Origin of the sequence: Flavobacterium sp. (assembly GCF_035760125.1) — a bacterium.
Classification (GTDB): Bacteria; Bacteroidota; Bacteroidia; order Flavobacteriales; family Flavobacteriaceae; genus Flavobacterium.
In genome coordinates this window covers 1-19,862 of record NZ_DASTTN010000428.1, presented here as the reverse complement: position 1 = coordinate 19,862, position 19,862 = coordinate 1, and the positions used below count along the sequence as shown (strand labels likewise).

At 33.3% G+C, this 19,862-nt stretch carries 16 protein-coding genes; 7 read left to right on the top strand and 9 right to left on the bottom strand.

Annotated features, from left to right (window positions below):
• On the bottom strand, nt 1-1,843 hold a 1,843-nt coding region (locus tag VFS71_RS15120), incomplete at its 3' end, for an alpha-amylase family protein (RefSeq protein ID WP_326402269.1).
• 287 nt (nt 1,844-2,130) lie between these two features.
• Here VFS71_RS15120 and VFS71_RS15115 point away from each other — a divergent pair.
• From VFS71_RS15115 to hemN, 7 genes are all read left to right on the top strand, one after another.
• Complete coding sequence (locus VFS71_RS15115) at nt 2,131-3,762, top strand: OstA-like protein (protein ID WP_326402268.1); 1,632 nt, start codon at nt 2,131-2,133, stop codon at nt 3,760-3,762.
• An 88-nt stretch (nt 3,763-3,850) separates the two neighbouring features.
• Complete coding sequence (locus VFS71_RS15110; RefSeq protein ID WP_326402267.1) at nt 3,851-5,032, top strand: aspartate aminotransferase family protein; 1,182 nt, start codon at nt 3,851-3,853, stop codon at nt 5,030-5,032.
• A 143-nt stretch (nt 5,033-5,175) separates the two neighbouring features.
• Entirely contained in the window at nt 5,176-6,573 is a 1,398-nt protein-coding gene (locus VFS71_RS15105; RefSeq protein ID WP_326402266.1) for a tetratricopeptide repeat protein, read from the top strand.
• A complete protein-coding gene (gene aroE / locus VFS71_RS15100) occupies nt 6,573-7,322 on the top strand; it encodes a shikimate dehydrogenase (protein WP_326402265.1) in 750 nt (249 codons plus the stop codon). The genes VFS71_RS15105 and aroE overlap by 1 nt, the downstream gene beginning before the upstream one ends.
• Before the next feature lie 290 nt (nt 7,323-7,612).
• Nucleotides 7,613-9,628 carry a DUF349 domain-containing protein gene (locus tag VFS71_RS15095; protein WP_326402264.1) on the top strand — a complete coding sequence of 672 codons (2,016 nt, stop codon included), beginning with the start codon at nt 7,613-7,615 and terminating at the stop codon, nt 9,626-9,628.
• Between the two features lie 591 nt (nt 9,629-10,219).
• Nucleotides 10,220-10,690 (top strand): hypothetical protein, encoded by a 471-nt coding sequence (locus VFS71_RS15090; protein ID WP_326402263.1) that lies wholly within the window; start codon nt 10,220-10,222, stop codon nt 10,688-10,690.
• A 124-nt stretch (nt 10,691-10,814) separates the two neighbouring features.
• The gene (hemN, locus tag VFS71_RS15085) at nt 10,815-12,179 is read left to right on the top strand and encodes an oxygen-independent coproporphyrinogen III oxidase (protein WP_326402262.1); all 1,365 of its coding nucleotides are present in this window, start codon (nt 10,815-10,817) and stop codon (nt 12,177-12,179) included.
• Nucleotides 12,180-12,430: 251 nt separating this feature from the next.
• On the opposite strand, the gene VFS71_RS15080 is transcribed toward hemN, so the two are convergent.
• The 8 genes from VFS71_RS15080 to VFS71_RS15045 all read right to left on the bottom strand — a co-directional run.
• Nucleotides 12,431-13,132, bottom strand: a complete 702-nt coding sequence (locus VFS71_RS15080; protein ID WP_326402261.1) for a sulfite exporter TauE/SafE family protein — start codon at nt 13,130-13,132, stop codon at nt 12,431-12,433.
• A 133-nt stretch (nt 13,133-13,265) separates the two neighbouring features.
• Nucleotides 13,266-13,718 carry a FixH family protein gene (locus VFS71_RS15075; RefSeq protein ID WP_326402260.1) on the bottom strand — a complete coding sequence of 151 codons (453 nt, stop codon included), beginning with the start codon at nt 13,716-13,718 and terminating at the stop codon, nt 13,266-13,268.
• A 56-nt stretch (nt 13,719-13,774) separates the two neighbouring features.
• Nucleotides 13,775-15,193, bottom strand: coding sequence for a cytochrome c oxidase accessory protein CcoG (gene ccoG / locus VFS71_RS15070; protein WP_326402258.1), 1,419 nt, complete (start codon nt 15,191-15,193; stop codon nt 13,775-13,777).
• Between the two features lie 86 nt (nt 15,194-15,279).
• Nucleotides 15,280-16,209: a cbb3-type cytochrome c oxidase N-terminal domain-containing protein gene (locus tag VFS71_RS15065; RefSeq protein ID WP_326402257.1), complete on the bottom strand. Its 930-nt coding sequence runs from the start codon at nt 16,207-16,209 to the stop codon at nt 15,280-15,282.
• Between the two features lie 27 nt (nt 16,210-16,236).
• Entirely contained in the window at nt 16,237-16,404 is a 168-nt protein-coding gene (locus VFS71_RS15060) for a CcoQ/FixQ family Cbb3-type cytochrome c oxidase assembly chaperone (RefSeq protein WP_035640388.1), read from the bottom strand.
• A 15-nt stretch (nt 16,405-16,419) separates the two neighbouring features.
• A complete protein-coding gene (gene ccoN, locus VFS71_RS15055; protein WP_326402256.1) occupies nt 16,420-18,597 on the bottom strand; it encodes a cytochrome-c oxidase, cbb3-type subunit I in 2,178 nt (725 codons plus the stop codon).
• 61 nt (nt 18,598-18,658) lie between these two features.
• On the bottom strand, nt 18,659-18,838 hold the full coding sequence (gene ccoS, locus VFS71_RS15050; RefSeq protein ID WP_100430019.1) for a cbb3-type cytochrome oxidase assembly protein CcoS: 180 nt from the start codon (nt 18,836-18,838) through the stop codon (nt 18,659-18,661).
• A 117-nt stretch (nt 18,839-18,955) separates the two neighbouring features.
• The coding region (locus VFS71_RS15045; RefSeq protein WP_326402255.1) for an HAD-IC family P-type ATPase at nt 18,956-19,862 on the bottom strand (907 nt) is incomplete at its 5' end.

Below are 19,862 nucleotides of genomic sequence, written 5' to 3'. Positions count from 1 at the left end.
GATGTATTGTAATTGAAGCTTTTCCTTCGCCATTCACAACTTGTAATTGAACATTACTTTTTTCATACAATTGATCTTTTATCGTATAACTTCCGTCTGACAAATTCCATTTGTTAATTATATCCGCTGGAATTTTTAACTCAAAACTATTCGTCGCATCTGAAGAAAAATTAGTCAGCACTATTAATTTTTGATTATCTGACCAACGAACAAAAGAATATAAATGATTTGGATCGTATCCAAGTCCAGCCTGACGATTTACTTCTTGAAGATCTTGAAACTGCCCCATCACTGCCGAACTTTTTGCAGAGAAATTGAGCAATCTTTTATAAAAATCACGCAACTCTTTTTCGCTTTGCGATAATTTTCCACCATCAAATGCACCATCATTCATCCATCGTTGATGATTTGGTACACCTACATAATCAAAAATAGATGTTCTGGAATGAGAACCAAATCCGCCATTTTCATTACCTGCCTCCCCCACTTCTTGACCAAAATAGATCATAATAGGCGCTGAAGTTATCATAGTAGAAACTACCATCATTGGTTTTCCTTTTTCAGGAGAACCTGCAAATTCAGGACTTGCCAAACGTTGTTCATCATGATTATCTAAGAACTTCAACATGTGTATATCAATGTCGGCCAACCCGCTTTGAATATACGAAAGTCCATCTGGAGGAGTTTTCCCTTTAATGATGCCTTTTAATTTGTCATAAGTCTCTACTTTATCATACAAATAATCCATTTTACCCAAATGAATATAATTGCGATATTCTTTTGGATTGTACACTTCAGCCATTAAAAAAGCATCAGGATTTACATTTTTTATCGCCGAGTTCATATAACTCCAAAACTCGTAGGGAACCATTTCAGCCATATCATATCTAAATCCATCGACCCCTTTTGAAGTCCAATACAAAGCTATATCCCTAAATTTAATCCAAGAACTAGGTACACTTTTATTTTTCCAAAAATCAAAATGCTCTTTGTAGGATAATTTATCATAACCGGAAGGTAATTCAGGAAAATCTTTTGAACCATCGGGACGAATACCATAATTTACCTTAACAGTCTCGTACCAATCGTTTTTATCTGGTTTTGCCAATCGAGAACCATTCCCAGTCCATTTTGCAGGATTTTCTTCAAATTTCCCATCAATAAGTGGATTACTTTCCCCATTCAAAGGTTTATCACCATCAGGCAACTGAAAAGGTGTATTCGGGATGTAATAAAAATTATTGTCTCTTTTGTATTCAACACTAACATCATCATCAGCACCAAAATCTTTCACTCCTTTTGGATTGCTTTTTCCTTCATATTTACGGGCTATATGATTAGGAACTATATCAATAATTACCTTAAGATTAGCTTTGTGGGTTCTTTTAATCAAAGCTTCAAATTCTTCCAAACGTTTTACCGGATTGACCGCCAAATCAGGGTTGACATTGTAATAATCTTTTACGGCATAAGGTGAACCTGCTCGACCTTTTACCACTTCTGGATCATCATTTGAAACCCCTATTGCAGTATAATCCCTTATAACAGCATGGTGCGGAACGCCTGTATACCAGATGTGCGTAACACCCAAATCTTTTATCTCATGAAGTGCTTTATCTGTAAAATCATTAAATTTTCCAACTCCATTTTCTTCGATAGTTCCCCAAGGCTTATTGGTTGTGTTTTTGTTACCAAATAAACGAGTAAACACTTGATAAACTACTGCTTTATTACCGGAAACGGTTTCTTTCTTTTGTACACTCATTTTTACATCTTTAGTTTTACAGGCAGTCGTTATAAGCAAAACACTTATTCCTGCCATTACTATTTTTTTTGTGATCATTTTTTTGAATTATAAAAAATTAAAAATATAAAATTGACACTATATTTGTATTCAATATCAATCCATAAATTTAAAGCTTTTTTCAAAAAAATAGCACCAAAACAAACCTATTCAGACTGGTTTACAAATTAAAAAATCACTACAACGTAATAGCTAGTCCTTTTGTTTATAAAATATTTTTTTTCAAAAAACACCCTTATAATCCTAATGACAAACTATTATAAATAAATCCTAATATATAAGGGGTTTGTCTCATTTTTCATAAATTTACAAAAAAATTAAGACCATTGAAGAAATCTTTAAATTTCATTATCTATAGCCTGGTATTTCTTTGTGCAAATCTTGTTTTGGCACAAGCTCCAAAAAAAATATTAATTGAACAGTCTGACTTTGCGGATGTCGATAAAGACAAATTTCCAGATGCACTTTTGCTTACTGGAAATGTAAGAGTTAGTCACGACGGTGTCATTTTAACTTGCAATAAAGCTTATTTTTTTCAAAAAGAAAATTATCTGAAAGCTTTTGGGAACGTACAATTGGTGCAAGGTGATACTTTGTATTTGAACAGTAATTATGCAGAATACAGTGGTGAATTGAAAAAAGCTTTTGCAACTGGAAATGCTGTGATGAGTTCTCCAGACGCTACTTTGGCCACAGACACAATCAATTTTGACAGAAACATACAAGAAGTATATTACAACACAAATGGGACTATCGTTAACAAAGACAACACTTTAAAAAGCAAGTCTGGAAGGTATTACGTTACACAGAAAAAATTTCAGTTCCTAACTGCTGTAACGCTTACCAACAAAACATACGAAATCAAATCCAATCATTTGGATTATTACAGTAATTCAGGACATTCATACCTTTTTGGTCCATCAACCATAACCAGTAAAGCTAATTACATTTATACCGAAAAAGGGTTCTACGACACCAAAAAAAATCTAGCCCATTTTCTGGACAAATCTTACATTAAGTATGATGATCGACTGATAAAAGGAGATAGTTTGTATTATGATCGAAATAAAGAATTCGCATCAGCCACACGAAATGTAAAAATAACCGATTCTATTAATCGAGGAGTAGTACGAGGACATTATGCAGAATTATACAAAAAGAAAGACTCCATGTTTGTGACCAAAAGAGCATTGGCAGTTAATTTTGTCGACAATGACTCGGTTTATATTCATGGAAAAAAACTTATGGTTACTGGTAAAGAAGGAAACCGAATCATTCGCGCTTTCAATAATGTTCGCTTTTATAAAACAGATATGAGCGGGAAATGCGATTCCATCCATTCCAGCTCCAAATTAGGTTTAACAAAATTGATTGGAAATCCAATATTATGGAATGGTGAAAGCCAAATCACTGGTGATTTGATGCATCTCATTGGAGATAAAAAAACTCAGAAACTGGATTCACTCAAAGTGCTCAACAACACTTTTCTGGTCTCGAAGGACACTCTTGGAACCGGATTCAACCAAGTAAAAGGACAAAACTTATTTGGAAAATTTCAGGATGGAAAACTCCATGATGTTGATATTATCAAAAATGCGGAAGTGATTTATTATATGCGGAATGACGCCAAAGAACTCATCGGAATCAATAAAAATGTAAGTAGCAAAATCAATATTCTTTTTGATAAAAAAACAATTGAAACCATCACTTTTTTCAAACAAGTGGATGGCGATATTTATCCTGAATCCGAATTGCCCGAAAATGCAAGAACCCTTAAAGGACTCAAATGGCGTGGAGACGAAAGGATAAAATCAAAAGACGACGTTTTTAGTCAGGAAGAAAATGCGGAAGAGCTCAAAGTAGTTGAAGCCACTACAAAAGACAAAGCTAAAAAAGCTGCACCAATGAAAATTCGAAAAGAAACATTGAATTATGACAAGAAGAATTCGAAGAAGTAATCAATAGGCAGATTTAAGATAGCAGCCTTTAGATTGCAGATTGCCATTTAAACGATTAAACTTTTAAACAACTAAACTTTTCAAAAAAGTGAATCCCGATTTCCTAAAATACCAAGCACAAACTTCACCTTATCCATTGGGTATGGAAGTTTCGCATGCTATTGGCTCTTATATTTTTGATACAAATAACAAAAAATATCTAGACTTTGTCGCAGGTGTTTCCGCTTGTACTCTTGGACATCAAAATAAGAGAGTAAATGACGCCATAAAGGATCAGTTAGACAAATACTCGCATGTTATGGTTTATGGTGAATACTCCCAAAGTCCAGCAGTTGAGTATTGTAAATTAATGGCTTCATTCCTACCTGCACCTTTAGACAAAACCTATTTAGTCAATTCGGGTACTGAGGGTATAGAAGGAGCCTTAAAACTAGCAAAAAGAACTACAGGAAGAAGTCAGTTGATTTCGTGCCACAATGCCTATCATGGCAACACAATGGGATCGATGAGTGTTATGGGATTCGAAGAGCGCAAACAAGCTTTTCGTCCATTGCTTCCGGATGTCGATTTTATATCCTTCAACAACGAAGCCGATTTACAAAAAATCACAACCAGAACAGCAGGAATCATACTGGAAACAATTCAAGGAGGAGCCGGTTTTATTGAGCCACATAATGACTTTCTAAAAAAAGTAAGAGCAAGATGCACCGAAGTAGGTGCACTAATGATACTCGACGAAATCCAACCGGGATTTGGAAGAACAGGAAAACTTTTCGGATTTCAAAACTACGATGTTGTACCAGACATCGTTGTTATGGGAAAAGGAATGGGTGGCGGAATGCCTGTAGGTGCTTTCACAGCTTCATCTGCAATGATGGATCTACTGACCGAAAATCCAAAACTAGGTCATATCACCACTTTTGGAGGTCACCCTGTCATTGCGTCAGCTTGTTTGGCGACTTTGAAAGAATTAACTGAAACCAATATCATGACAGATGCTTTAGAGAAAGAAAAACTCTTTAGATCGCTTTTGGTACACCCTTTGATACAAGAAATAAGAGGAAAAGGATTGATGCTTGCTGCCATGACAGCGAGTGCTGACATCACGAATGAAGTGATTCTAAAATGTCAAGACAGAGGTTTAATTTTATTTTGGTTGCTTTTTGAAGGATGCGCGATTAGAATAACACCACCTCTTACAATTTCCGAAGAAGAAATCAGAGAAGGCTGCGCAATAATTCTTGAAGTAATGAATGAGATGATGAGTTAAGATTAATGCTTTTTAGATTTTTAAAAATTGTAATTATCATTGAAAAACATGTTAATTAAATTGTTCACAACAAATAGAATTCTTCCTCATTTCAACAATACGTTTTCCTAATTTTATTTTAGGATAATTTAAAAACACACAGTATGCAATTAAGCAACGAAGAAGAAGAGTATAACTTATCCCTATCAAAATTTGAGTCCATGTTGAAAACCAACAAAGTACTCTTTTTTGACTCCGAAGAATTTGAAGAAATCATTCTTCATTACCTCGATATGGGCAAGTCAGCATTGGCAAAAAAAGCCTTAAAACTAGCACTGGAACAACACCCAAGATCGAGCGGGCTTAAATTGGTTCAAGTAGAAATGCTTATTTATGATGACAAACTCGAAATAGCCGAAAAACTATTGAATGAGCTTTATGCTATCGAACCCACAAACGAAGAAATTTACATTCAAAAAGCCAATATTTGCTCTAAAAGGGATCAGCATGAAAAAGCAGTAGAAATGCTTAAGATTGCTTTAGAATACACCGATGACTATGCCGATGTTTACAATTTAATCGGTATGGAATACCTTTTTATGGACAATCTAGAGTTGGCTAAAGAAAGTTTCATTAAATGTCTAGAAGAAGACTTTGAAGATCAATCAGCATTATACAATGTGGTTTATTGTTTTGAATTTTTGGATCAAAACCAAGAAGCCATATTGTATTTAAATAAATACATTGACAAAAACCCATATAGCGAAATTGCTTGGCATCAATTAGGTCGTTTATATTATGGAGTAAAAGAATACGAAAGTGCTATACGTGCTTTTGATTATGCAACTCTTATAGACGAGGAATTCCTTGGTGCTTTTATGGAAAAAGCAAAAGCATTGGAACGTCTAAAAAAGTACGACCTTGCCATTGAAAGTTACAATCGAACAATCGAATTGGACGATGCAACATCCTATGCCTTGCTTAGAATAGGAAAATGTTATGAAAAATTAGGCAACAAAGTTTTAGCTCTTAAATATTTCAACAAAACGGTACACGAAGACCCACTTTTAGATAAAGGTTGGATTGCGATTACCGATTTTTATGTTCGTCAAAAAAACTTCCAAAAAGCATTATTTTTTGTCAATAAAGCTTTGGCTATTGACAACCAAAACAAATTATATTGGAAGCGATTTGCAGCCATCAATAAACAAATGAACTTGTTTGAGGAAGCTGAATTTGGATATAGAAAAGCAGTAGAATTTGGCGATTACCAACTCGATACTTGGTTGTTTTGGGTTGACATTTTACAGTTTTTAGGAGAATTCGAAAGTGCAATCCAAACATTACTACAAGCATCCGAATACTTCCCAGAAGAAAACGAAGTAGAATACCGTTTGGCTGGATTGTATTTTATGATTTCAGACAATATCAAAGCAAAATTTCACTTGAGCAATGCTTTGCGTTTGAATTATGACAATTACATCCTATTGGAAGATTTATTCCCTGTAGTTTGGGAGAAAAAAATGGTGCGAAATTATATTGACAAACATAAAAAACAATAATGATTGAAGTTTTAAGAAAACGTTTTGGTTTATTAGGCCGTAATATCAGTTATTCCTTTTCAAAAGGATATTTTACAGAAAAATTTAGCAAAGAACATTTTGAAGGTTGTACTTATGAAAATTTTGACATTCCTGAAATCAATAATTTTACGGAATTAAAGGAAAATAATACAGATCTTAATGGACTAAACGTAACGATTCCTTACAAAGAATCTGTGATTCCTTTTTTGGATAAACTATCTAAAAACGCAGAACAAATTGGGGCTGTTAACACTATAAAATTTACTAAAAAAGGAAAATTAAAAGGATATAATACCGATTACTATGGTTTCAAGAAATCTCTTGAACCACTATTGGAAGTTCATCATAAAAAAGCACTTATTCTTGGAACTGGAGGCGCTTCAAAGGGTGTTGCTTTCGCATTGGATCAATTGGATATCACTTACACTTTTGTGTCTCGCGAAGCCAAACAAAATTGCATTGATTACAGGCTTATCAATGCAACAACCTTTGACAACTACCAAATTATAATCAATTGTACTCCAGTTGGGACAAGCCCGAATGTTGATTTATTCCCACTTATTCCCTATGAATTCTTTACAGAGAAACATATCGCCTATGACTTGATTTATAATCCAGCCGAAACACAGTTTCTTAGCAAAGCCAAAGCTCAAGGTGCTCAAATTAAAAATGGTTTGGATATGCTTATTTTTCAAGCCGAGAAAGCATGGAAGATTTGGAATAAATAGAAAAGCTAATTGTTATATTACCTTTACAATAGTATCAGATCTACAACTATAAAAATACAAAACCCTCAAAATGAAATATCTTTTGAGGGTTCTTTATTTAATATCTTGTCATTAAATAAAGTAGCTATAAAATCAAAAAGCAAGCCAATAAACTAGAAAGAATTCAAATTACATTATTTAGGAAAGAATTTTCTGTGTAATTGAATTATAAACAAGAGTTTTATTTTGTATTTTGACGCACCTTTAGTATCTTTCGCATTCAAAAAATAAAAACCTTATACATTTACAAAATGTTAGAAGAAAAGAACGATAGCCTGTCTCTTAAAGAAAATGAGATAGATGGAAAAACAACTAATGAATTGCAAGAAACAGTTCAATCAGAAGCGTCTGTAATAGTAACAGAAAGTAATATCAGTGATGCTGCAGCAGAGGAAAACACTGTAAACCCAGTTTCTGAAACAGTAATTTCGAATGAAAACGGAACAGACGAAAAGCAAAACGTAATTGACGCAATAGCTGAAACAAATGCTGAAGAAAGCGAAGATGAAACATTAAAAGAACGTCATGATATCCCAATGCTTGATTATGAAGCATTGCCTATGGAAACGCTTGTAAGTGAATTGAAAAATTTGGTTACAAATGAAAAAGTAATGTCTATTAAAGAACATGTTGAAGAAATTCGAAAAGCATTTTTAGCCAAATACAATCACCTCATAGAAGAAAAAAGAGAAGAATTCAATCAGGAAAATCAAGATCCTAACGAAGAATTCCAATATCATTCTCCGCTAAAATCAAAGTTTGATCAATATTATACAATCTACAAAGACAATAAAAACATACACTTTAAGAGTTTACAATCAAATTTGAAAACTAACTTAGAAGTTAGATTGGCAATTGTAGAAGAACTAAAAGAATTAATCAACCCACAAGCAAACATCAAAGACACTTTAAATCATTTTAATGAATTAAGAGAGAGATGGAAAAATGCCGGTGCAATTCCAAAAGATAAATACAATCACGTTTGGAATAATTATCATTTTCACGTAGAAAATTTTTATGATTATTTGCACTTAGACAGAGAAGCAAGGGATATTGATTTCAAATACAATCTAGAACAAAAACTAAAAATCATTGCACGTGTTCAAGAATTGCTAAAAGAAGCAGACATCAATAAAGCTTTTAGAGAACTTCAAGATTTACACAGAATTTGGAAAGAAGACATAGGTCCTGTTTCTAGAGAACACCGCGATGAGATTTGGAACCAATTTAGTGAGCTAACAAAAAAAATGCATGATAAGCGTGAAGTATTGTTTGAAAACTTAAGGGGAACTGAGCTAGAAAACTTAGAAAAGAAAAAAGAAATTATTGCCAAAATTGAAGTTTTAGCTACAGAAAAAGTCAATGCACATTCGCAATGGCTAGCTCAAATTGAAAAAGTAGAAGCTTTACGCTCTGAGTTTTTCTCAGCAGGAAAAGTACCTGCTGACGTAAATGAAGCTACCTGGGCAGCATTCAAAACAGCTGTTAGAAATTTCAACAGCTTTAAAAATTCTTTTTACAAAGACATTAAAAAAGACCAAAACGACAACCTGAACAAAAAAATTGCTTTGGTAAAGAAAGCCAAAGAATTACAGGAAAGCGTTGATTTTGCTAGCACTACTCCTATCATGAAACAAATTCAGGAAGAGTGGAAAAAAATTGGTCATGTCCCAAGAAAATATTCTGATAAAATTTGGAACGAATTTAGAGAAGCTTGCAATCACTATTTTGACAAATTAAAAGAGCATAAAAGCGTTGAAAATGTTGACGAAGTAGAAGCTTTTGACAAGAAAAAAGCGTATTTAGAAACGTTGAGAGAATTCCAATTAACTGGGGATCACAAAACAGATTTGGATGCTATCAAATTGCATATTGAAACTTGGAAAAACTTTGGCAAAGTTCCTTTCCCAAGAAGACATATTGAAGGAAAATTCAATAAAATTCTAGATGCTTTATTTGAAAAATTAAGCTTAAGCAAAAAAGATACTGAGATGATGCGTTTCTCTAACAGAATTGATCATTTATCTGAAAGCAATGATACTAGAAAAATTGATAATGAGAAGATTTTCTTGATGCGCAAAATTGAAGAAGTACAAAATGAAATTTTCCAACTGGAGAACAACATTCAGTTTTTCACCAATACAAAAAATGCTAAAAAAGAAAATTCAATCGTATTGGAAGTTCGAAAAAACATTGCTATCCATAAAGAAAGTTTAGATGTTTGGAAAGAAAAACTAAAACAGTTAAGAAATTTAAACATCGAATAAGTTTAAATTCATAAATAGATAAAAGCCTCAAACTTTAAAAAGTTTGAGGCTTTTTTAATAAAAAATACAATTTTAACTTTCATTTACCACAATACACACTTGAAACAAAAACCTATTCTCTATTTTTGCAGTATGAGAAAGTTTTGGAAATTTATCGTATTTACTGGTCTATTGATCCAGTTCAGTTTTGCATATAGTGCAAATTCCGATGCGACCATTTCTTCAAGAAAGGATAATAACACTGCATTCAGCAAAGAAAGTTTAAGTGTTTCTCACTTCGTTCAACCGAGTGTAGAAAGAAGCAATCCTGACCTAAAACACAACAATCGTATTCCAGTCAATATAGATGACTCTAATGCAGCACTCCCATTATTTTCTAGTTTTAAAGAAAATAACCTTAAAATAGTTTTATCAGACCAAGACATCGACAGATGTACAAAAGTCTCAATTTTACTTTTCCCCTTCCATTATTTTTGGTGATTTAATATCATGATCCGTATTATAAAAGTTAAAACAACTTTTAAATCCTTCTTGATTCCTTCTGAATCAAGAAAACAAATCATTATATATAATTACAAAAAAAACAAAAAAATGGACACATCCGTAACCATAATAGGCCTAATAATTACAGTCTTAATAGGCATTCCGTTAACTTTAGTCTTCCGCTCCAACATAACGAATAGAGCAAAAATAAAAGAGATAAAGAAACAATACAGTAAAAACAATCATTATAATTTTGAATTAACTGAAACACAGAACAAAAAAATTCTGTCAATAGACCAAAAGAATAAAGGCTTTCTATTTATTGACTTCAGTTATAAAAAAGAAACAGTTTATTTTGTGGATTTAACAAACATTATTCTGTGCAATCTACTAGAGACTACTAGAAGTAGATTAGGTACCATGGAAAAAGTAGAAATAGAGCTGGTTCATAAAAACACCATGAAAAAAGAAATGATTCCAATTTACAATATTGAAAATCATTTTTTAGACTTCAATTGTTTATTCGAAGATCATAAACTGGCAAAAAAATGGGTCGGTTTAATTAATGAAAGTCTATAAAAATTAAACAAAGAGGTTCGCAAGAACCTCTTTGTTTGTATATATCTAATAAAGAATATGATAATTATCATTTTTATACTTAAAAAGTCAAGCTAATTTTGACATTCACATAAAATGTATATTTATGAAGACCTCACTTATTCAAAAATACAATGTTCCTGGGCCACGTTACACTAGCTATCCTACGGTTCCTTATTGGGATGAGTCAGGATTTACTAATGAAACCTGGATACAGACGCTAAAAAAATCATTCCAGGAAAGTAATGATAAAGAAGGCATTAGTTTATATATTCACCTGCCTTTTTGTGAAAGCTTATGCACCTTTTGCGGTTGCAATAAACGTATCACCAAAAATCACAATGTCGAAAATCCTTATATAGAAGCTGTTTTAAAAGAATGGACGCTTTACCGTGATATCTTGGGCAAAAAACCTAAAATTAAAGAAATCCATTTGGGCGGAGGAACACCAACATTTTTCTCCATAGAAAGCCTTGAAAAATTAATAAACGGAATATTTTCTCTTGCCGAAAAAGCTGAAGGCTATGAATTCAGCTTTGAGGGACATCCAAATAATACAACTCTGGCCCATTTACAAAAACTATATGATTTGGGCTTTAGAAGAGTGAGTTTTGGCGTTCAGGATTATTCCGAAAAAGTACAAAAAGCCATTCATAGAATACAACCTTTTCACAATGTTGCCAAAGTTACTTTTTGGGCAAAAGAAATTGGTTATACTTCAATAGGTCATGACATTATCTTTGGATTGCCTTTTCAAGAAGTTCAAGATGTCGTGGATACAATCGAAAAAACAAACTCTTTACAGCCAGATCGTTTAGCATTTTATAGTTATGCCCATGTGCCGTGGATAAAAGGCAATGGACAACGCGGATTTCATGATGAAGACATTCCTAAAGACGATGCCAAAAGAAAATTATACGAAGTTGGAAAAGAATTGCTTTTTGAAAATGAGTATTATGAAATCGGTATGGATCATTTTGCTTTAAAATCAGATAGTTTATTCCACTCGTTTGAGGACAAAAAATTACACAGAAACTTCATGGGCTATAGCTCCTCCAAAACTCAATTAATGATTGGTCTCGGGGTTTCGTCCATAAGTGACAGTTGGTACAGCTTTGCTCAAAATGTAAAAACTCTAGAAGAATATTACAAAGTATTGGAATCGGACGAATTACCGGTTTATCGAGGTCATTTGTTATCTACCGAAGATTTAATTATCAGAAAACACATTTTGAATCTAATGTGTCAATTTGAAACCAGTTGGGAGGATTCAGCAAATTACGTTTCTGAAATTCCAGAAATTGTACTTCAACTGAAAGAAATGGAAAACGACGGCTTATTGATTATTGGAGACAATAAAATCATTGTAACCGAAGAAGGAAAACCGTATGTTCGCAACATTTGCATGGCCTTTGATTTAAGATTAAAAAGAAAAGCACCAGAAACAGCATTATTTTCTATGACTATCTAAAAAAAATAAGGACCGGTTAATCCTTAAAAACAACAGCATCTTAATTAATTCAATCTTTTTTTAAAGCTCTTATGGGCGTGCCCCTCCGTCTCGTCCCAAAAGACGAGACTACAGGTCGTGCTGTACGTTCCCGCTTTTTTTTGGGAGACAAAAAAAGTCTCCCAAAAAAAGAGCTCCACTGCCATCACTCACGCAAAAAAACAGCAAACTTTAAACATTCAATATTATCTAAAAATCAAAGAAAAAGCCAATTAATGACAATTGGCTTTTTCTTTTACAAACAAACTCATATTCGAGGGAGAAACATAAGGAATCCCGAGTCCCAAACCCCTTAAAATAAACAACATACCTATTACAACCCCAACATATGGAATTACTTTTTGAATTCTATTCCGAATTTGGACTGTCAGAAATGAATTAATATACACTACTACACTCATCAAGGGCACTGTACCTAAACCAAAAAGCAACATATACAAAACTCCAAAACTGGCACTTTGCATTGCGATAGCACCAAATAAAGCCACATATACCATACCACAGGGCAAAAAACCATTAAGTAAACCAATAATAAAAAGTGATTTGAAACTTTTGTTTTTGAAATGACTTCCCAGATTTTGCTTGATTTTGGATATCCAACCATACACTGGTTTCGAAAAATTATATCGAACAAAAATCTTTTCAGGAATTAGAATCACCAGAATCATAGCAATCCCAATAAAAATTGAAAGTTGTTGCTGAATTCCAGCCAAAAATAATCCTTTTCCCAACAATCCAAAAAGCAAACCAATACATCCATAAGCTGTTAGCCTTCCTAAATGATACGTAATAATTTGAATTACTTTTTTGGCAGGATTATTTCGCTCTACAGGCAACATCATAGCAATTGGACCGCACATACCTATGCAGTGAAAACTACTGATTAAACCAAATAAAAAAGCGGTGTAAAGCATGTGAATTTTAGATTGCTTTGTCAGTTCGCCCTTAGGGCTCGTGTACAAATTTTAGACTTTAGAATTCAGGTTTTCGAATGAAATGATTTAAACTAATTTTCTTTATTCTATCATCTCTACTCTATTTTCTTTTCTATTTTATATAAATCTCTTGTTTAGTCAAATAAGACGTTCCATTATACTTCCATTCCATATTGATATCCCATTCTCCACCAATCAATTTATCCTTTGCAATAAACAAAGAGGCTGAATCAGTAAACGAAAGAGGTACTTGAAAATCAAATTTCTTATCAGAAGGTCTATATAAAGCAACAGTTCCTTTTATAGCCTTTGGTGCAAAATCAGCTGGAAAAACAATCGTAATACCATTAGTTCCAACTGTGATTATAGGTTTTACTTTTAAATCATGAGCATTTTGTATCCTTGCCATTTCATCTTGAAAATGCACATCATGTTTATAATACTCTTCTACTACCAATTCATTATTATATTTACTATCTGACTGCACTTTTAAAACAAAATACATAATAAAGCTAATAAACAAAACGAATGCAATCACGATATAAGTTCCCCAATTAATTTTCATTTTTATTCTTTTTTAAAGATTTCTTATAATTAAACACTTTTTGAAATACACTATAGTTAGTCAAAACTACGTGGGCTTAAAAAATTAGTATGTGTTGTTTCTATTTTTTTATTTCCTTCGTAGAGATCAATCTCCAATTTAGTTCTATCACTTTCCAACAAAAACCTATTGATTTCGATAAACATAGTACCGCTTGTCATTCCACGTTTGGGAACTTTTAATTCCTGAACACCAACTACTTTTAGAGTGCCTTTGATTCCAACCAATTTAAAATTCATATCATTAATATCATGATTGGTCTTATTAATAATTTTAAAAGTATACACATTACTGATATTTTCCCCTTTATGCTGAAATAATTGACCTGGTAATCTCAAAATAGTGGCTTCTACTTCGGATCTTAAAAACAATAAACCTGTAAGTACGCCAACCAATATAACCAATATTGCGGTGTAACCTTTCATTCTAGCCGTAAATTTAAACTTGGCCTTGGTTTCTATTTCATCTTCTGAGGCATATCGAATAAGTCCTAATGGCAGACCTACGCTTTTCATTATCGTATCACATTCATCGATGCAAGCTGTACAATTTACACATTCGAGTTGAACGCCATTACGAATATCGATTCCTGTTGGACATACATGCACACATTGTTTACAATCGATACAATCACCTTTTCCCGAAGCAGCTCTGTCTTCTTGTTTATTGAATTTGGCTCTACCTACTTCTTTCTCACCACGAACAAAATCATAGGCCACATTTATTGATTTTTTATCCAATAAAACCCCTTGCAATCTTCCGTAAGGACAGGCGATAATACAAACTTGTTCTCTAAACCAAGCAAAAACAAAATAGAAAACACCCGTAAAAATCAATAATGACAGAAAGCTACTCGAATGCGCTAAAGGCCCCTCTTCAATTAAACGAAATAATTCGTCGCTACCGATAAGATAAGCTAAAAACACATTGGCAATTAGAAACGAAATCACAAGAAATGCAAACCATTTTAAAGCTTTTTTTCTAATTTTATCTCCATTCCATTCTTGCTTCTCCAGGCGTATTTGTGCCCCCCTGTCTCCTTCTATCCAATATTCTATACGGCGGAAAACCATTTCCATAAAAATAGTTTGCGGACAAATCCAGCCACAAAATATTCGCCCAAAAATAACCGTAAATAAAATAACAAAAACAACCCCAATAACCATAAACAGGACAAAAATATAAAAGTCCTGTGGCCAAAAAGGAAAACTAAAAATATTAAATCGACGTTCCAAAACATTGAACATCATGAACTGATTCCCGTTTATTTTTATAAAAGGATTGACGACAAGAACTATTAATAAAAAATAGCTGACCCATTTTCTATATTCATAAAACTTACCGGAAGGCTTTTTAGGGTAAATATATTTTCTATGACCCTCCTTATCAATAGTCCCAATGGTATCTCTGAAAGATTCGTCTAGATTACTTGCCATTTTTTTTATTTTTAAATGCTAAAAAAGAGCTTTCTCAAAGTAGTGAATTTTGACAAAGCTCTTCATTCTAATATATTATTAATTATTTATTTTACTTGAGTACTATCTGCAGTTGGAACAGCGGCACTCGCAGGAGCATTCTCATCAACCCAGATTTCCCCATCTGGAGCTTTTGGATCTTTTGGATTACTTCCTCTTAAAGAGATAACATAACTGGCAACCGCTTGAATTTCTTTTGGTTTCAAAGTGCCTTTCCATGCAATCATCCCTTTTCCATCTCGGCCACCATTGGTAATAGTGTGAAATAAATTCTTAATTCCACCACCCAGTATCCAATGATCATCCGTTAGATTTGGACCAATTTGACCACCAGCATCAGCACGATGACAAGCTGCGCAATTGGTTTCAAAAATAGTTTTTCCTGTTGTTAAATCAGCTGGCTCTGTTAACAAAGTTACCGTTTTTTCATCCATCAAATCAGGAGCTGTTTTCATATATTCAGCCACTTCAATTTTGGCTTGAGCCATTTCACTTTTTAATTCAGCTTCTTGGTCTGGCGCACCCATAATTTCATAACGAACCAGATATATCACAGAAAAAATAATACAGGCATAGAATAAATAAACCCACCATGGCGGTAAATTGTTATCCAATTCCTTTATTCCATCATAATCATGATCCATCAATAATTGTTTTTCATCTTCAATTGGTACTGTTCTTGTCAAACGTTGCATTAAGTTTTTGTACCAACTTTTATCTTTCAGGCTTAAACTATCTTCATGAGCCAATTTTGCTTTCTCCTCATCTGACAATAATCTATAAGTAATTGTATTTACTGCCTTCAATGTTATTTCGATTGCAATCAAAAGAAAAAGCAATACAAACAGAAAGACTGCAACCATAGGATATTTTATAAAAGCAGGATGATCTCCTGAATCGATCAAATATTCCATCACTCCCAAAACGGAGAAAAATATGAAAAGGACTCTTATATAAGGTGGAATTAATTTTTTCATTATTTATATTTTTTGAAATTGTACAATTTAATCTTCTAATGGGATTTGACTTATTTCGTCTATTGTCTCTTTTTTATAGGAATAAACCCAAAGTCCTAGACCAAGAAAAAAGAAAAAGAAAATCAGTAACGATAGTATTGGAAAAATTGCAACACCTGCAATGGTCTCCATATTGTGTTTTATTTGTTCGAACATAACGCTTACTTTTTGTTATTCTTTTACTTTAATGTCAGTACCCAGTCTTTGTATGTAAGCAATCATTGCCACAATTTCTCTTTCGTTCATCGGAATGAATTTTTCACCTTTTGCTAAAGCTTTTTTCTTGCTGTCCTCATAACTTTTTACAAAATCAGGGTCATTTTTAAGGCTTTCCTCAATTGCAACAGCTTGTGCTCTTAAATCTTTTACTCCATTTGCAATTTGAGCATCGGAATAAGGAACTCCAAGAGTAGCCATCGCTTTCATTTTCTTTTCGGTCAATGAAACATCCATAGCTTTATTGTCAAACAACCATTTATAACTAGGCATAATAGAACCAGCCGAGATACTTTGTGGACTCCAAAAGTGATTAAAATGCCAATTATCATTGTATTTCCCACCAACTCTCAATAAATCGGGACCAGTACGTTTCGATCCCCATAAAAATGGATGATCATAAACAAACTCCCCTGCTTTGGATTGTGGTCCATATCGTTCTACTTCACTTCTAAATGGACGAACCGATTGCGAGTGACAACCAACACACCCTTCACGAATGTATAAATCACGACCTTCTAATTCTAAAGGAGAATACGGTTTAACACTTGAAATTGTTGGTATATTTGATTTTACCATAATCGTTGGAACAATTTGAATAATTCCACCTATTAATATCGCTATTGTAGCAAATATTGCCATTTTGATTGGCTTTCTTTCCAACCATGTATGGTATTTCTCCCCTCTAAGTCTTCCGGAACTAATGGATTGCAAAGCTGGGGCTTCTGCCAATTCATCTTCAACTTCTTCACCGGCTCTGACTGTTTGGATAATATTGTAAACCAATGTCAACATCCCAGTTAAATACAAAGTTCCCCCTATTGCTCTCATCCAATACATTGGCATGATTTGGGTAACCGTTTCAAGAAAATTACCATAGGTTAAGGTCCCGTCTGGATTAAATTGTTTCCACATAGAAGCTTGCAGGAAACCCGCCAAATACATTGGCAATGCATATAATATAATCCCTAACGTTCCAACCCAAAAATGGAAATTAGCTAATTTGGTAGAATATAATTTAGTTTTTGTCATTCTTGGAATCAACCAATAAATAATACCAAAAGCCATAAAACCATTCCAAGCCAATGCTCCAACGTGAACGTGAGCAACAATCCAATCTGTATAATGCGCTATAGCATTCATGTTTTTAAGAGAAAGCATTGGTCCTTCAAAAGTAGCCATACCATAACCTGTCATAGCAACAACAAAAAACTTCAATACTGGTTCTTCACGAACTTTATCCCAAACACCTCTTAACGTCAGAAGTCCGTTAATCATACCTCCCCAAGATGGAGCAATCAACATTACAGAGAAAACAACTCCTAAATTTTGAGCCCAGTTAGGCAAAGCAGAATACAATAAATGGTGAGGACCTGCCCAGATATATAAAAATATTAATGACCAAAAGTGGATAATTGACAATCTATAAGAGTACACAGGACGATTGGCTACTTTAGGTACAAAATAATACATTAACCCTAAATATGGTGTAGTCAAGAAAAATGCAACAGCATTGTGACCGTACCACCATTGTACTAACGCATCTTGAACTCCTGCATAAACAGAATAACTCTTCATACCAGAAACCGGCAACTCTAAACTATTAAAAATATGCAACACCGCAACCGTAATAAATGTGGCTAAATAAAACCAAATGGCAACATATAAATGGCGCTCTCTTCTTTTTAACATCGTACCAATCATGTTGATTCCGAAAGCTACCCATATTAAAGCAATAGCAATGTCAATAGGCCATTCCAATTCGGCATATTCTTTTGAAGATGTATATCCTAATGGAAGCGAAATTGCAGCAGCTACAATAATTAATTGCCAACCCCAAAAATTCACATTACTCAAGAAATCACTATACATCCTGGCTTTTAACAATCGCTGTAATGAATAATAAATACCCGCAAACATTGCGTTACCAACAAAGGCAAAAATTACTGCATTGGTATGTAAAGGTCTCAATCTACCAAAACTTAACCATGAAATACCTTCGGTCATGTTTGGAAAAAGGAACATAGTAGCCAATATAAGACCCACTAACATTCCCACTACTCCAAATAGTATGGTAGCATAAATGAATTTCTTTACAATTTTGTTGTCATAATAAAATTGTTCCATTTCCATATTTATAATTGTTTTAAAGTTGTTTAAAATTGGGTAATTTTTAAAAAGATTAAAGAGTAATTTAACTCTTAATTTCTGATTTCTTTTGGGAAGATTTAATCAATTCATCGTCAAAAAGCATTCTGACCGATGGTGTATAATCATCATCATATTGACCTGATTTTACCGCAAAAACAAAAGCAATAAAAAATCCAATGGCAACAAAAATACTGATGGCAATTAACAAATAGATAACACTCATAATCTTAATATTTGGTTAACAAAATTATAGGTATCACTTTTTACAAAAAATGACAATTATCATATTTAATCCGATATGTTAAAAATATGAAAAAAAACGAAACAATTCCTTATTAAACTATTTTATTTTCCTTGAATAATAATTGCTCATTACTGTAACAAAACTCACTATCGTAATGGTACTCAGAGGCATAATAATTGCAGCAACCAATGGCAAGAGGTTTCCGGTAATGGCAAAAGACAATCCAACCACATTGTATAAAAGTGACAAGGTGAAGCTCATTTTGATGGTCGTTATGGCTTTTTTGGATAATTTTAAAAAATAATTCAACTTTTGAAACTGTTTTGCGTCCAAAATTGCATCACAGGCAGGAGAAAAAACATTTACATTTTCTGAAATAGAAACCCCCACGTTACTTTGAGCCAAAGCACCGGCATCGTTAAGCCCATCTCCTACCATCATTACATTTTTACCTTGTTCCTGCAAAGCCTTTATAAATTCAAGTTTTTGTTCGGGCTTTTGATTAAAAATCATTTCCGTTCCTTTTGGTAGGATTGATTCCAGCAAACTTCTTTCCCCTTCATTGTCACCTGATAAAACCTTTAGCTGATACTGAGCGCTCAACTTACTAAACAATTCAGATAAGCCTTCACGATATTGATTGTTAAAAATGTATTTACCGAAATATTTGTCTCCTATTTTTATATGGACAGTCGTTTGCTTTATTTCATCTTCTCCGTTTTTTTCAATGAAATTGGCAGATCCTATTTGCACCGAAATGCCACCAATCACTGCTTGAATTCCTTTCCCAGTTATCTCTTCGAATAAATCCAACTTTAACCTTTTTGTTTCAGGTAAAAAATTATACAACATTCTGCTCAAAGGATGATTCGAAGCACGAAGCACACTTTTCAGTATTGCCAAATTGGATTCATCAAGTATTTCACCTTCATAGGAAATATTCGATTTTGCATTAGTAGTTATGGTCCCCGTTTTATCAAAAACAATGGTATCAACTTTGGCC

Coding starts and splice junctions, on each gene's coding strand:
- VFS71_RS15075 (WP_326402260.1), bottom strand. CDS start 13,718: ATGAAAATTAATTGGGGAACTTATATCGTGATTGCATTCGTTTTGTTT.
- VFS71_RS15060 (WP_035640388.1), bottom strand. CDS start 16,404: ATGTTCGAACAAATAAAACACAATATGGAGACCATTGCAGGTGTTGCA.
- ccoS (WP_100430019.1), bottom strand. CDS start 18,838: ATGAGTGTTATCTATTTGTTAATTGCCATCAGTATTTTTGTTGCCATT.
- VFS71_RS15065 (WP_326402257.1), bottom strand. CDS start 16,209: ATGAAAAAATTAATTCCACCTTATATAAGAGTCCTTTTCATATTTTTC.
- VFS71_RS15105 (WP_326402266.1), top strand. CDS start 5,176: ATGCAATTAAGCAACGAAGAAGAAGAGTATAACTTATCCCTATCAAAA.
- VFS71_RS15090 (WP_326402263.1), top strand. CDS start 10,220: ATGGACACATCCGTAACCATAATAGGCCTAATAATTACAGTCTTAATA.
- hemN (WP_326402262.1), top strand. CDS start 10,815: ATGAAGACCTCACTTATTCAAAAATACAATGTTCCTGGGCCACGTTAC.
- VFS71_RS15095 (WP_326402264.1), top strand. CDS start 7,613: ATGTTAGAAGAAAAGAACGATAGCCTGTCTCTTAAAGAAAATGAGATA.
- ccoG (WP_326402258.1), bottom strand. CDS start 15,193: ATGGCAAGTAATCTAGACGAATCTTTCAGAGATACCATTGGGACTATT.
- aroE (WP_326402265.1), top strand. CDS start 6,573: ATGATTGAAGTTTTAAGAAAACGTTTTGGTTTATTAGGCCGTAATATC.
- ccoN (WP_326402256.1), bottom strand. CDS start 18,597: ATGGAAATGGAACAATTTTATTATGACAACAAAATTGTAAAGAAATTC.
- VFS71_RS15080 (WP_326402261.1), bottom strand. CDS start 13,132: ATGCTTTACACCGCTTTTTTATTTGGTTTAATCAGTAGTTTTCACTGC.